The 13,377-nt window shown below is 73.9% G+C and carries 10 protein-coding genes; 5 read left to right on the plus strand and 5 right to left on the minus strand.

Annotation, left to right across the window (positions count from 1 at the left end; all coding sequences use genetic code 11):
- Window positions 1-26 precede the first annotated feature (26 nt).
- Both BJ981_RS27475 and BJ981_RS27480 read left to right on the plus strand, forming a co-directional pair.
- Window positions 27-758 carry a response regulator transcription factor gene (locus BJ981_RS27475; protein ID WP_184615159.1) on the plus strand — a complete coding sequence of 244 codons (732 nt, stop codon included), beginning with the start codon at window positions 27-29 and terminating at the stop codon, window positions 756-758.
- 83 nt (window positions 759-841) lie between these two features.
- The gene (locus tag BJ981_RS27480) at window positions 842-2,305 is read left to right on the plus strand and encodes a sensor histidine kinase (protein WP_184616436.1); all 1,464 of its coding nucleotides are present in this window, start codon (window positions 842-844) and stop codon (window positions 2,303-2,305) included.
- Between the two features lie 22 nt (window positions 2,306-2,327).
- Here BJ981_RS27480 and BJ981_RS27485 read toward each other — a convergent pair whose 3' ends face one another.
- Window positions 2,328-2,558, minus strand: coding sequence for a hypothetical protein (locus BJ981_RS27485; protein WP_184615161.1), 231 nt, complete (start codon window positions 2,556-2,558; stop codon window positions 2,328-2,330).
- A gap of 57 nt (window positions 2,559-2,615) precedes the next feature.
- Complete coding sequence (locus BJ981_RS27490) at window positions 2,616-3,983, minus strand: S8 family serine peptidase (protein ID WP_184615163.1); 1,368 nt, start codon at window positions 3,981-3,983, stop codon at window positions 2,616-2,618.
- 211 nt (window positions 3,984-4,194) lie between these two features.
- Between BJ981_RS27490 and BJ981_RS27495 the strand changes: the two genes are divergently transcribed.
- Window positions 4,195-6,240 (plus strand): spermine/spermidine synthase domain-containing protein, encoded by a 2,046-nt coding sequence (locus BJ981_RS27495; protein ID WP_184615165.1) that lies wholly within the window; start codon window positions 4,195-4,197, stop codon window positions 6,238-6,240.
- 30 nt (window positions 6,241-6,270) lie between these two features.
- Here the strand turns inward: BJ981_RS27495 and BJ981_RS39425 are convergent, their stop codons facing one another.
- On the minus strand, window positions 6,271-7,836 hold the full coding sequence (locus tag BJ981_RS39425) for an LCP family protein (protein ID WP_184615167.1): 1,566 nt from the start codon (window positions 7,834-7,836) through the stop codon (window positions 6,271-6,273).
- 258 nt (window positions 7,837-8,094) lie between these two features.
- Window positions 8,095-9,078 carry a neutral zinc metallopeptidase gene (locus BJ981_RS27505; RefSeq protein ID WP_184615169.1) on the minus strand — a complete coding sequence of 328 codons (984 nt, stop codon included), beginning with the start codon at window positions 9,076-9,078 and terminating at the stop codon, window positions 8,095-8,097.
- A 921-nt stretch (window positions 9,079-9,999) separates the two neighbouring features.
- Between BJ981_RS27505 and BJ981_RS27510 the strand changes: the two genes are divergently transcribed.
- Both BJ981_RS27510 and folP read left to right on the plus strand, forming a co-directional pair.
- Window positions 10,000-10,869, plus strand: coding sequence for a LysR family transcriptional regulator (locus BJ981_RS27510; RefSeq protein ID WP_184615171.1), 870 nt, complete (start codon window positions 10,000-10,002; stop codon window positions 10,867-10,869).
- 108 nt (window positions 10,870-10,977) lie between these two features.
- Window positions 10,978-11,826: a dihydropteroate synthase gene (gene folP / locus BJ981_RS27515; protein WP_184615173.1), complete on the plus strand. Its 849-nt coding sequence runs from the start codon at window positions 10,978-10,980 to the stop codon at window positions 11,824-11,826.
- A 15-nt stretch (window positions 11,827-11,841) separates the two neighbouring features.
- Here folP and BJ981_RS27520 read toward each other — a convergent pair whose 3' ends face one another.
- Window positions 11,842-13,293, minus strand: a complete 1,452-nt coding sequence (locus BJ981_RS27520) for a pyridoxal phosphate-dependent decarboxylase family protein (RefSeq protein ID WP_184615175.1) — start codon at window positions 13,291-13,293, stop codon at window positions 11,842-11,844.
- Window positions 13,294-13,377: the final 84 nt, after the last annotated feature.

Below are 13,377 nucleotides of genomic sequence, written 5' to 3' on the forward strand. Positions count from 1 at the left end.
CGGGGACCACAGAGGGGTGGGCGACGATGGACCAGGACGGGCGGGGGGCCGGCGAGGACGGGCGGGGAGAGCGCGGGGCGGGGGAGCGGCTGCTGGTCGTGGACGACGAGCCGACCGTGCGGGAGCTGCTGGCGGCCACGCTGCGCTTCGCCGGGTTCCGCGTCACCTCGGCGGCCACCGGCGCCGAGGCCGTCCAGGCCGCCCGCGCCCGCAGGCCCGACCTGATCCTGCTCGACGTCATGCTCCCCGACCTGGACGGCTTCCAGGTCGTGCGCCGGCTGCGCGAGCTGGACCGCCCTCCGGTGCCCGTGCTGTTCCTCACCGCGCGCGACTCGCCCGCGGACAAGGTCACCGGACTCACCCTCGGCGGCGACGACTACGTCACCAAGCCCTTCGACCTGGAGGAACTGCTCGCCCGCATCCGCGCCGTCCTGCGCCGCACCGGCCGCCCGCACGCGCCCGCGCTCGTGGTCGGCGACCTGGAGGTCGACGTCGAGGGCCACCAGGTCGCGCGGGGCGGCGTCCCGGTGCGGCTGTCGCCCACCGAGTTCCGCCTGCTGTCCTACCTGGCATCCCAGGCGGGGCGGGTGGTGTCCAAGACCCGGATCATCGAGGACGTCTGGCAGTACGACTTCGCCGGCGACACCAGCATCGTCGACACCTACGTCAGCTACCTGCGCCGCAAGCTGGAGGCGTCCGGGCCCCGGCTGATCCACACCGTGCACGGCGTCGGCTACGTCCTGCGCGAGCCCCGATGACCGGCGAGACCCGCCCCCGCGCGGCCGCCGCGGCCGCGCGGGGGCGGGGTCCGGCACGGGGGATCGCGGGCCGCTGGGGGAGGATGTCGCTGCGGGCACGGCTGTTGCTGATCACCAGTGCGCTGCTGGCCACCGGACTGGTCCTCTGCGGGTCCATCGTCGTCGGCCTCCTGCGGGCCAACCTCGTGGGCCGGGTGGACACCCAGCTCGCCACGTTCGGACGGGTGATCGCCGTCCTCCCGCCGGAGCTGCCGTCGCGGGGCCCCTCCGGCGCCGAGGCCGGGAACGCGCTCGCCGCCAAGCTCGACCTCATCGACCGGTTGTACGTCGCCTACCTCGCCCCGGACGGCGCGCTCGGGCCGCAGGCGCGCATCCCCGGCGGGAAGGGCGGCCCCGTGCTGCCGAGGCTCGACGCCGCGGCGATCGCCCGCCTGGACGGCCGTCCGTTCGAGGTCCCCGACAAGGAAGGGGCCGGGCCGTGGCGGGTGCTGGCCCTGCCCCGTCCCGCGCGCGCCACGCCGTTCGCGACGGCCGCCCCGGACGCGGGCGGCGGCGTGGTCGTGGCCGCCTCCCTGGACGCGGTCGCCGCCACGATCGGGCGGCTGCGCGTCACCTACCTGGTCACGGGCGCCGCGCTGCTCGGCCTGCTGACGCTGGCGGGATGGTTCGCGATCAGGGCGGGGCTCGGCCCGCTGCGGCGCATCGAGGAGACCGCCGCGGCCATCGCCTCCGGCGACCTCGGCCGCAGGGTCCCCGGCCCCGAGGCCCCGGACACCGAGGTCGGGCGCCTGTCGGCCTCGCTGAACGGCATGCTCGGCCAGATCGAGCGGGCCTTCGCCGCGCGCACCGAGTCCGAGGCGCGGCTGCGGCGGCTCGTCGCCGACGTCGGCCACGAGCTGCGCACGCCTCTCGTCGGCATCAAGGGGTTCTCCGAGCTGTACCGCATGGGCGGGCTGCCGGACGCCGGGCCCGCGATGGCCCGCATCGAGAGCGAGGCCGGGCGGCTGGCCCGCCTCGTGGAGGACCTGCTGCTGCTCGCCCGGCTCGACGAGGGCGGTGACACGCCCGTCCTGGACCTCGCGCCCATGGACCTGCGCACGCTGGCCGCCGACGCCCGGCTGGACCTGCGCGCCCTCGCCCCGGGACGGCCGGTCGCGCTGACCGGCCCGGACGGCGGGCCGCCGGGGTCGGCGCCGGTGCTCGGCGACGAGGCCCGGCTGCGCCAGGTGGTGAGCAATCTGGTCGGCAACGTCGTCGCGCACACCCCCGACGGCACCCCGGTGCGCGTCGGGGTCGGCACCGCGGGCGGCGAGGCCGTGCTGGTGGTCGAGGACCGGGGGCCGGGCATGACGCCCGGCCAGGCGGCCAAGGTGTTCGACCGGTTCTACCGGGCCGACCCCTCCCGCAGCAGGACCGGACCCGGCGGCGCCGGGCTCGGCCTCGCCATCGCCCGCTCGCTGGCCGAGGCGCACGGGGGCCGCATCGCCCTGCGCACCTCGCCCGGCGAGGGAGCCCGCTTCACGCTGGCGCTTCCCGCCTGTCCCTGACCCGGCGCGGGCCCCGTGCCCCTCAGCGCGGGGGGCCGAAGGGCTCGATCGGGGGGTCGGAGAACGGGCCGCCGCCGTCGGGGGCGACGCGGTGGCCGGCGGCCTCGGTGACGCGCAGGGCGTACAGGCCCTCGTCGGGGTCGAGGGGGACCAGGCCGTAGCCGGTGTCGACCTCGTCCTCCGACAGGCCGAGCCGGCGCACGGCCTGCTCCAGGGTCGCCTCCTGCGGAAGCCGCACCGTGATCAGGACCATGGCCTCCACGTTACGCGTCCCGCGGCGCTCCGTCCCGCGAGGCCCGGCGGGTCCTTGTCATACCTTGGCCGTCGCGGCGGCGCGCCGTTCGAGCGCGGACAGCAGGGCCGGCGTGTCGGCGATGCCGTACCCGTAGTCGTAGTCGAACCCGACGGTGCTGCGGTCGGCGGCGGTGCGGTAGAGCAGCGTGCGGAGCTGGGCCGGGCTGATCGCCGAGGCGGGCCAGTGGGTGCGGACGGCGGCCACCAGGCCGGCCGCCACCGGGCAGGCCGCCGAGGTGCCGGAGTCCGGCGTGCCGGGGCCGAACGCCTTGGACCCGGCGAAATGGGTGTAGGAGCAGACGTCGGGCTTGCGGTCGCTCAGCCGGCCCGGCCCCTGTGAGGAGTAGCCGACGCGCAGGCCCTTGGTGTCGACCCCGCCGATCGACAGCACCTGCGGGTGGGAGTTGGCGCCGACGATCGGGCGCGCGGGGAAGGCGCACCGGCGGTCCTTGCACTCGGCGCCGCAGTTGCCGGCCGCGAACAGGATGTCGGCGCCCGCGCGCTCCAGGCTGCCCACGATGATGTTGAACGGGTGGGCGGGGTTGTCGGAGTAGTTGCCCGGCTGGCCGGGCGCGAAGTCCCACAGCGGGGAGAACGACCCCCAGCTGTTGCTGACGACCAGGGCGCGCGAGGCGGCGGGCTGGGCGTCGAGCAGGGTGCGCAGGTGCGAGAACGCCGCGATCGCGTCGGACAGCAGGCCGTCCATGACCGTGTCGCCCTGCCGCCGCGACAGCAGCACCGGGATGTCGATGAACGACGCCTTGGGCGCGGCGATGAGCGCGTCGAAGGCGCACATGCTGCCGTGGTCGACGGGGAACTCGCCCGGGGTCTCCGAGACGCCGGAGGGGCTCCAGCTCCGCTCGGCGTCGATCGTGAAGCTCCTGCCCATCTGGCGGGTGACGTGCGCGGCGTTGATGCCGGTGTCGCAGATGGCGAGCGCCACGCCCGAGCCGTCGTACCCGTCGGCCGTGAGCCGGGGCACCGCGAGCAGCCGCTCGACGTCCCGCCAGGTGCCGACCGGCGGGGTGCCGCCGCAGGTGAGGCTGGTCTCGATCACCGGGTCGGCGTAGACGCCGACGACCGAGCCGCCGCGGCCGGGCAGCAGCGCCGTGCGCGCCGCGCGGTCGTCGTCGGAGATCTCGCCCCTGACCAGCACGGACGCATCCTCCGGCGCCATGGAGAAGTCGAGCGGCTGGTTGAGCGAGAGCGGGTCGCCGCCGGGAATGGCGGGGCGGACGCGGGGGAGCGGCACGGGGGTGAAGTCGTGGTCGAGCGCGACCCCGGGGAGCTCGCCGGTGACGTCGGCGGTGGTCGCGGTGAGATCGGGCGCCGCGACGGCGGCGACGATGTCGGGAGAGGGACGGAGCTGGATCAGGACCCGCATGAGGTCACCACCTGAGATCACGGAAGAACGGATGTCACCACGGTGCTGCATCCGTGTACGGCTCGTCTACCTGCAGAAATGTCGCGCCGACTGGCATTTCACCATGAGCCGCCACGAAACCGCGGGCGAAATTTGTTCGCCTGCCCGTCGTCCCCGCCCGGTCTTCGGTAATCCCTTCCGCCGGCGGCGCAGGATGACTACGTTGTGACGCATGATCGCCGAGGTGGACACGCCGTCACGTCCAGAATCCGGAACGGGTGAAGGGCACCGGCTGCCGGTGCGCCCGAGGCTGGTGGTCGCCAGCGCCTTCATGCTCTTCCTCGAACTGGCGCTGATCCGCTGGACGGGCTCCAACATCGTCCACCTCAGCTACTTCACGAACTTCGTGCTGCTCGGCTCCTTCCTCGGCATCGGGCTCGGGTTCCTGCGCGTCGGCCGGAGCAAGGCCCAGCCGTACTACTCGCCGGTCGTGCTGGCGCTGCTGGTGCTGGTCGTCCTGATCTTCCCGGTCACCGTGGACCGCGAGACCGAGGGCGTGCTCTACTTCACCAGCCTGTCCACCAGCGGCCCGCCCGCCTGGGCGATCCTGCCGGTGGTGTTCGCCGCGGCGGCCCTGGTGCTCATGGGCCCCGCCGAGCTCGTCGGCCGGTGCTTCCCCGAGCTGCCCCGCCTCGAGGCCTACCGTTACGACCTGATCGGCAGCCTCACCGGCATCGCCCTGTTCTCGCTGCTGTCGTTCGCGAGCGCCCCGCCCGTCGTCTGGGGCGTGATCGTCGCCGTCGCCTACGGCGTGCTGCTGTGGCCGCGCTCGCTCACCCGATACCTCGTGCTGGTCACCCTGCCCTCCCTGGTGGTCGTCGCCGCGCTCGCCTCCGAGACCCTGACCGCGGGCGCGCTGTGGTCGCCGTACTACAAGGTCACCTACGAGCGGTCGGCGTACGGCGGCGTGCCGGTCATGACGATCTCGGTCAACGGAATCCCGCACCAGCAGGCCATCCCGGCCGCCAACCGGCTCGAATGGGAGCGCCAGTACGCCCTGCCGTACGAGAGGGCGGCCACGGCCTCCCTGGACGACGTGCTCATCGTCGGCGCGGGCAGCGGCACCGACGTCGCGATCGCCCTGTCCAAGGGCGCCGAGCACGTCGACGCCGTCGAGATCGACCCCAAGCTGCGCGAGCTCGGCGCCACCTACCACCCCGACCGGCCCTACAGCGACCCGCGCGTCACCACCCACATCACCGACGGCCGCGCCTACCTGGAGCGCACCGGCAAGAAGTACGACCTGATCCTGTTCGCGCTGCCCGACTCGCTCACGCTGGTCTCCGGCGCCAGCTCGCTGCGCCTGGAGAGCTACCTGTTCACCGAGCAGGCCATGGCCGCCGCCCGCGACCACCTCAAGCCCGGCGGCGCGTTCGCGATGTACAACTACTACCGCGAGCAGTGGCTGGTGGACCGGCTCGCGCTCACCGCGCAGACCGCCTTCGGCCACAAGCCCTGCGTCGACGAGGTCGGCTCGGGCCGGCAGGCCGTGATCACCTCGGGCGTCACGCCGGCCGCGCAGCGCTGCGCGGCCGAATGGGCGGGGGCCAAGGTCGACACCCCGCCCCCGGCCGTGGACGACCGGCCGTTCCTGTACCTGCACGGGCGCGACATCCCGTCCATCTACCTCATCGCGCTCGGCCTGATCCTGCTGGTCAGCATCGTCGCCGTGCGGGCCGTGGCCGGGCCGTTCCGCCGCATGCGCCCCTACGCCGACCTGTTCCTGCTCGGCGTGTCGTTCCTGCTGCTGGAGACCAAGAACGTCACCGGGTTCGCGCTGCTGTTCGGCACGACCTGGGTGGTCAACGCGGTGGTGTTCGCGGGTGTGCTCGTGGCGGTGCTCGCCGCGGTCGAGGTCACCCGCCGCTTCCGCACGCCGTCCCTGCCGGTGATGTACGCGGTGCTGCTCGGCGGGCTGGTGCTCGCGGCGGTCGTCCCGAACTCGTGGCTGCTCGGCCTGCCCGTGCCGCTGCGGGCGGTGCTCGCGGTCGTGATCGCCTTCCTGCCGATCTTCGCGGCGAACGTCGTGTTCGCCAAGCGGTTCGCCGACACCGCCGACGCCACGGTGTCCTTCGGCGCCAACCTGCTCGGCGCCATCCTCGGCGGCTGCCTGGAGTACCTCAGCCTGGTCATCGGCTACGAGGGCCTGCTGGTCGTCGCGGGCCTGCTCTACCTCGGCGCCTTCGCCCTGATGCCCCGCGCCGCACGGGCGCTCTGACGCCCCGCCGGTCCTCGCCCGGCAGGGGGATCAGAAGCCGCAGGCGTCGGCGAGGGTCTTGGCGGAGGCCTGGTCGTTCGGCGTCGGGGTCCTCAGCGGGGTGGCGGGGGCCGAGGCGCGCGAGCGCGTGGGGCTCGGCGTGGCGTTCTCGGCCCCGGACGGCGAGGTGGCCGGGGTGGCGCCGGACGGCCGGGCGCCGGGGGTGGCGCCCGCGGCCAGGGTGGGGCGGCGCGACTGCTCCGACTCCTTGAGCGCCTTGGCGGTCAGACGGCGGATCTTCACCCAGTCGGCGGCGCCCGGCCAGATCGTCGGCGGCACGAACTGCAGGCTGGTGGTCTTGGCGTCCTTGACCTTCAGGGCCAGCGGCACCAGGTGCTCCAGCAGGTCGCGCGGGATGTCGGTGCGGAACATGTGCCGCGTCGCGCTGGCGATCTTGCCGAAGTTGGCCAGCACGACGCTCGGCGTGGCCTGGGCGAGCAGCGCGCCCATGACGCACCGCTGGCGGGACATGCGGGAGAAGTCGTCGCTGTCGACCCGCGAGCGGCCGTACCAGAGCACGTGCTCGCCGTCGAGGAGCTGGTAGCCGGCCTTGATCGTGCCCGCGGTGCCGAAGTGGCCGCCCCACTTGATGTCCTGCTCGACCCGGATCCGCAGGCCGCCGACGGCGTCGATGAGCGCGGCGAAGCCGTACATGTCGACGATCGCGTAGTAGTCGATCTTGAAGCCGAGGGTGTGGCCGATGGCGTTCTTGAGCTCCTGGGGACCCTTGCCCTTGCCGAGGTGGTCCTCGGCGTACTGCCACACCTCGTTGAGCAGGCCCTGCCCCGAGTCGCCGGTGAACCCGTTCGGGAACCGCGCCGCCAGCGGGTCGCCCTTGGGGAAGTGCACGTACTGCAGGTTGCGGGGCAGGCTGAACATGACCGCGTTGCCGGTGCCGACGTCGACGCTGGCCACGGTCATGCTGTCGGTGCGCACGCCCGTCCTGTTGCCCGCGGCGTCGCCGCCGATGAGCAGGAAGTTGACCCGGCGCCTGCCGTTCCAGGGATCCTCCTGCCGCACCGGCGCGATCGAGGCGCCCGCGCCGCCGTCGGAGGGGAAGACGGCGTTGGCGGTCTGCCGCACGGTGACGATGCTGCTCGCGGTCAGCGCGAACGGCGCCATCACGGTCACGCACAGCACGCCGACGACGACGCCGGAGACGACCTGCCCGCTCTGGGGCAGCCGGTCGGGGCGCAGGGCGACGTAGGAGGTGAGGACCAGCGCGAACCAGGCCAGCGCGCCGACGGCGGCGACGACGGTCACCACCACGAGCGTGCTGTCCTTCAGGGCCAGGCCGAGGTTGGCCCGCACGATCAGGGCGAAGGCGATCGCGGCGACCAGGATGGCGCCGAAGGCCCCGAGGAGCAGGAAACCGGTCCTGCGGCGTCCGGCGCGCAGGTGCGCGGCGCCGGGGACGAGGGCCGACAGGCCCGTCCAGCCGATGACGGCGGCGGTGCTGGGCGCCTTGGCGTAGCGGGGAGCGGCCGCGCGCTTCGGCTCGGGGTCGCCCGGGCCGTTCACCGCCTCCTCACCTGCTCGGTCAAGCGGCGTGGTCACAAGCGCTCCCCATGACGTTTCCGGATCAAGCCGTCGAGCAGGCGAAACGCCGTGACGGGCCCCCGCGCGTTAACGGATGCCCAGGATTCTAACCCCCATACATGGACATCACAGACGCATGCGCAATATAGGGGAATCAGCTGGTAACTGGCAGCTTAATGACTGATGTCGCCTGACGCGCGAGAGTCAGCCCACCGGGAACGGCTGTCAGGCGCGAAGCCGTTCCCGGCGGGGGCCGCCACAGGGGTCAGGACCGGATCAGGATGTGCTGGAGGCCGAGGCGAGCCAGGTGTTGCACTGGAACGTCTTCACCCGCTCGTAGCCCTGCCGGAACCAGCGGCCGCTGTTCGGCGGGGAGCCGTGGTCACGCGGGTAGCCGGGCCAGTCCCCGACGTTGGAGAAGAAGTAGTACAACGTGTTGCGGCGCGCCGAGGTGATCGGGTAGCTGGCGGCCACCGACCGCATCCACAGGCCGCTCAGGCAGTTCGCCTGCAACTCGTACCGCCGGCTGAGCCCCAGCTTGCCGCTCGAGGAGCGCGAGGCCAGCGTCTTGGACCACCAGGAGTCCTCCAGCCCCGACAGGTGCTGGACGTGGTGGCCGTACTCGTGGGCGAACATCGCCGTGAAGGCCCCGTGCCAGTTCGACAGCGAGGCGTACCCGCGCTGCCTGCCGGTGCCGTCCGCCATCGCGGAGGTCGAGGCGTAGATCGTCGCGTTGCGCGGGCAGTAGTACGGCACGATGCTGCCCTTGTGCGGGAAGTCGCCGCACGCGCCCCGCCCGCCGCGCGCCGTGACCGCGTAGCCCGGCGGCGAGAACGGGATGCCCACCTTGCCGAGCGCGGAGGACCACGTCCGGTTCATGCACGTGCTCGTGGCCAGGATCAGCGCCTTGAGCTGGGCGTCGTTGTAGACGTTGGTCGCGCGCCCCCGGCAGTTCGTGCGCGGCAGCGTCCCCGCCAGGTAGAGCGAGTTGCGGGTCAGCGTCGTGTTGCGCGCCGGCCTGCTCGGCCGCGTGGTCGTGTCCGGCCGGGTGGAGGTGTCCCGGTCCGTGCCGGTGGTCCCGCGTGTCGGGCGCGGCAGGACCTCCGTGGCCGTCGGGCGGGCCTCCGGCGTGGCGGAGTCGTACGTCGGGACGGCCACCGGTGAGGTGGTGCTGGTCCGCGTGGCGTTCGCCAGCAGCGCGCCGCCGATCACCAGCAGCACGAACACCACCGCGATCGCCCCCAGCACGCCGCCGATCACCGCGCCGGCGCTGGACCGCCGCCGGGGCGGCGGACGCCACCCGGGCGCGCCCCAGCCGTCCTGCGGGCCGTAGGGGCCTTGCGGCGCGGGGGGCCGGCCGGGCGGCGGTGAAGGCCGTCCACTCGGAGGCGGAGGCGGGTACGCGGGGCCTTGCGGCGCCCCGGCCCCCGGCGGCGGATAGGGCTGCCCGTACTGCTGCGGCGGGCCCTGAGGCGGTCCCGCGGGCCCCTGCCCCGGGTACGGCGCGTGGCCCGGCGGCGGAGCCTGCCCCGGGTAGGGTCCCTGGTTCGGCGGCGGGGCCTGGCCCGGGTAGGGCGCTTGCCCTGGATACGGCGCTTGCCCGGGTGGTGGGACCTGGCCTGGATACGGGACCTGGCCTGGGTACGGCGTCTGCCCCGGTGGCGGGGCCTGGCCCGGGTACGGGGCGTGGCCCGGCCGAGGTGCGTGCCCCGGGTGGGCCGGATTTCCCAGGGCCTGGCCCGCGTACGCCTCCGGCGGCGCCTGGCCGCCGACCGGGGGCCGGGGCGGGTAGCCGGGGGGCGGGCGCATCGGGCCCTGGCCGGGATACGGCGCGCCGTATCCGGCGTCCTGAGGCGCGGGAGAGTCCCTCGCGCCCGGTGGCCCCGGGTAGGAAGGAGGTCCTCCCTGTGCGTAGGGACGAGTCGCCCCCTGTGGTGGTTTCGGCCCCCGACCGTTGTCGCCCCCGTTGGCGGACATTCCGGCTGCCCCCTTCCCGGTCACGCTGGACCGAGACCGTGCTCCCCTGTCACCGATTCCGCAATTCATGCGATTTAGGGCAGAACTCTACTCAATTCTCAGCAGTCACGGATGTAGCCGTATATGGTTACATTCTGAAATCATCCAAGGTGATCTCCGCGATGTTCCGGAATCGCCGGACCTGTCTGCCCTAGCTTCGATTCCATGAATCTGCAGCAGCTCCGTTATGTGGTCGCCACTGCGGAGCACCGCACCATGACCGACGCGGCCAGGTCCTTGTACATCGCCCAGCCGGCCCTTTCGCGGGCCATTCGCGACTTGGAACGGGAACTGGGGATGACCCTTTTCGCCAGGTCCGGCCGTGGAGTGGTGGTGACCGCGCAAGGCCGGCGCGTGGTGAAACTCGCCAAGGAAGCGCTCGAGGCCGTATCCGAAATCGAGGCGCTCGCCACGAGCACGCACACGGGAGGCGGCGAGCTGCGCATCGCCTCGCCCCCGACCCTGGAGTCCGGCCTGGCGGGACGCTTGCTTCCCGCCTACGTCGCCGAGCACCCGGGCGTGCGCGTGCAGATCGTCAGGTCCGACGGCAGGGACGGCGTCGTGCACGCCATCCGCGAGCAGCGCGCCGATCTCGGCCTGACCGACCTGCCGGTGCCCGCCGACCTGGTGAGCCATCCGCTGGAACGCCAGGAGATCGTGCTCATCTCCCCGCCCGGGCTCGAGCTGCCGGACACGGTGCCGATGATCCGCCTGAACGGCATGCGCCTGATCCTCCCCCCGGTGGGCAGCGCGCGGCGCAGGGAGTTCGACCAGCTCTTCGCCACCTACGGCGTGCGGCCCATCGTCGCCGCCGAGACCGACGAGCGGGGCGGCTGGCACACGGTGGTCCGCACCGCCGCGGCGTCCCTGCTCTGGTACCGGGGGACGGCCGAGCAGGCCGTGCGCGCCGGGCTGGTGGTGCGCTCCCTGGATCCTCCGCTGCGGCGGGTCATCGCGCTCGTGCACGCGCGCAGGCGGCTCACCGTCGTGGCCCAGGACTTCCTGACCCTGGCGGAGACCGGGCGTGCCCTGTAGCCGATTTTGGAGCGTTCCCGGCAAATCGGAACGCCTCCTGGTGACGCCGGTCTTCCCCACGGCGCTCCCTGGCGCCGCCCGCGACGAAGCGGGCGTACGCTGACGGCGATGCATACTTTGCGCCTGCGCGACCGCGAGTTCGAGCCGGGCGACTTCGCCGTCATGGCCGTCGTCAACCGCACCCCCGACTCCTTCTACGACCAGGGCAGGACGTACGGCTTCGAGGCCGCGCTCGCCGCGGTGGACGCCGCCGTCCGCGCCGGAGCGGACATCGTCGACATCGGCGGGGTCAAGGCGGGCCCCGGGGACACGGTCGACGCCGCCGAGGAGATCCGCAGGGTCGCCGACCTGGTGGCCGCCGTGCGCGCCGCCCACCCGTCGCTGGTCATCAGCGTGGACACCTACCGCGCCGAGGTCGCCGACGTCGTGGCCCGGGCGGGGGCGGACCTGCTGAACGACACCTGGGGCGGACCCGACCCCGGGCTGGCCGAGGTGGCCGCCGAGCACGGCATCGGGCTGGTCTGCGCCCACGCGGGCGGCGTGACCCCGAGGACGCGGCCCCACCGCATCGCCTACGACGACGTGGTCGCCGACGTGATCGCGCACACCACGGCCCTGGCCGAGCGCGCCGTGCGCGCCGGGGTGCGCCCGGAGGCGATCCTCATCGACCCCGCGCACGACTTCGGCAAGAACACGCGGCACTCCCTGGAGGTCGGCCGCAGGCTGGACGAGATGGTCGCCACGGGCTGGCCCGTGCTGGTCGCCGTCTCCAACAAGGACTTCGTCGGCGAGACCCTCGGCGGCCTTCCCGTGGAGGAACGGCACGCCGGGACCCTGGCCACGCTCGCCGTCTCCGCCTGGCAGGGCGCGCGCGTCTTCCGCGTGCACGACGCCGCCGCCGCGGTGACCGCGCTCGCCGCCGTCCGCCGCCTGCGCGCGGACGCCCCCACGCTCTGAGACGCCGCGGGCCGCTCAGCCGTAGAGCACCGACAGGAACCTGATCAGGATCGCCTCCCGGTTCGCCGCGGGCAGCGCGTCGAGCACCGTGTTGACCACGGCCATGTCCGGCCCGCCCGCCCCGGCCAGGTCCACGCCCACCGAGGCCGCGAGCTCGGCGAAGGCCGCGTCGTCCAGCGCGTCCAGGTCCAGCGTGGCCAGGATCTCGGCGAGCCCGTCCGGCAGCCGCGCCGGGCCCCGCCGCCGCGCGGCCTCCGCCGACGCGCCGATCACCTCGAGCAGCGCCTCCACCCCCGCCAGCGTGACCCCGGTGACGGTGACGTGCAGGTTGGCCGGGATGCCCGCGTAGGAGAGCTGCGGCTGCAGGAACCAGCCGCGCCGGCGCGCCTCGTCGGCGAGCACGAACACGTCCACCCCCTTCCCGGCACCGTCCCCGGCGCCGTCCTCGCCCGTGAACGCCACCAGCGAGGCGTCCGGCGCGCCCAGCACCCGCAGGCCGGGGATCGCCCCGATGCCCTCGACGAGCCGGCGGGCCGCGGCCAGCGCGTCCCGCGCCAGCGCCAGGTACCCCTCGCGGCCGACCGCGTTGAGCGTGGCCCAGGCCCCGGCCAGCGGCCCGGCCGACTTGGAGCTCTGCACGCCGGAGTTGATCACCGTGTAGCCGGGCCAGGCGGCCGAGGCGAAGTACGCGGCGCGGCGCAGCGCCGGGTCGGCGAACAGCACCACCGAGGCGCCCTTCGGGGCGTACCCGAACTTGTGCAGGTCGCAGGAGAGGGACGTCACCCCGGGCACCGACAGGTCGAAGGGCGGCACCTCGGCCCCGGCCTCGGCCAGCCACGGCAGCAGCCACCCGCCCACGCACGCGTCGACGTGGCACGGCACCCCGCGCGCGGCGGCCAGGGCGGCGATCTCGGGCACCGGGTCGACGACCCCCTGCGGGTAGGACGGGGCGGAGGCGACCACGAGCACGGTGTCGTCGTCGATGGCGGCCGCGACGGCCGCGGGGTCGGCGCGGAAGGTCACGGGGTCCACGTCCACGGGGACCACCCGCGCGCCCAGGTAGTGGGCGGCCTTGTGGAAGGCCGGGTGGGCGGTCACCGGGGCCACGACGCGCGGCCGTCCCGCGACGGGCCGGGTGTCCCTGGCCGCCTTCACCGCCAGCATGATCGACTCGGTGCCGCCGCTGGTGAAGATGCCCGGGGTGTGCGGCCCGCCGCCGAGCGCCCCGGCCACCCACCCGACCACCTGGCGCTCCAGGGCGACGATGCTCGGGAACGCGGTCGGGTCCAGGGTGTTGACCTCCAGCATCTCCAGGTAGGCACGCGCGGCCACGTCGTGCACCTCGGGCCGGCCGGTGTCGTACACGTAGGCGGTCACCGTGCCGCCCCGCACGGCCAGGTCGTCCGTCCTGAGCCGCGCGAGCTCGGCGAGGATGTCCTGCGCGGAACGGCCGTTCTCGGGAAGCAACGCGATTCCCCCTCAACTGGTCGGCGCGGGACGCCACTGCCGGACGGCACGGGCCCGCCGCACGATCGGCGAGGGACATTACCA

The sequence above is a fragment of the Sphaerisporangium krabiense genome (assembly GCF_014200435.1).
Lineage (GTDB): Bacteria > Actinomycetota > Actinomycetes > Streptosporangiales > Streptosporangiaceae > Sphaerisporangium > Sphaerisporangium krabiense.

Excerpts from the sequence above, each read along its gene's own strand:
- BJ981_RS27495 (WP_184615165.1), top strand. The coding sequence starts at position 4,195 with ATGATCGCCGAGGTGGACACGCCGTCACGTCCAGAATCCGGAACGGGT.
- BJ981_RS27480 (WP_184616436.1), top strand. The coding sequence starts at position 842 with ATGTCGCTGCGGGCACGGCTGTTGCTGATCACCAGTGCGCTGCTGGCC.
- BJ981_RS27485 (WP_184615161.1), bottom strand. The coding sequence starts at position 2,558 with ATGGTCCTGATCACGGTGCGGCTTCCGCAGGAGGCGACCCTGGAGCAG.
- BJ981_RS27475 (WP_184615159.1), top strand. The coding sequence starts at position 27 with ATGGACCAGGACGGGCGGGGGGCCGGCGAGGACGGGCGGGGAGAGCGC.
- BJ981_RS27510 (WP_184615171.1), top strand. The coding sequence starts at position 10,000 with ATGAATCTGCAGCAGCTCCGTTATGTGGTCGCCACTGCGGAGCACCGC.
- folP (WP_184615173.1), top strand. The coding sequence starts at position 10,978 with ATGCATACTTTGCGCCTGCGCGACCGCGAGTTCGAGCCGGGCGACTTC.
- BJ981_RS27490 (WP_184615163.1), bottom strand. The coding sequence starts at position 3,983 with ATGCGGGTCCTGATCCAGCTCCGTCCCTCTCCCGACATCGTCGCCGCC.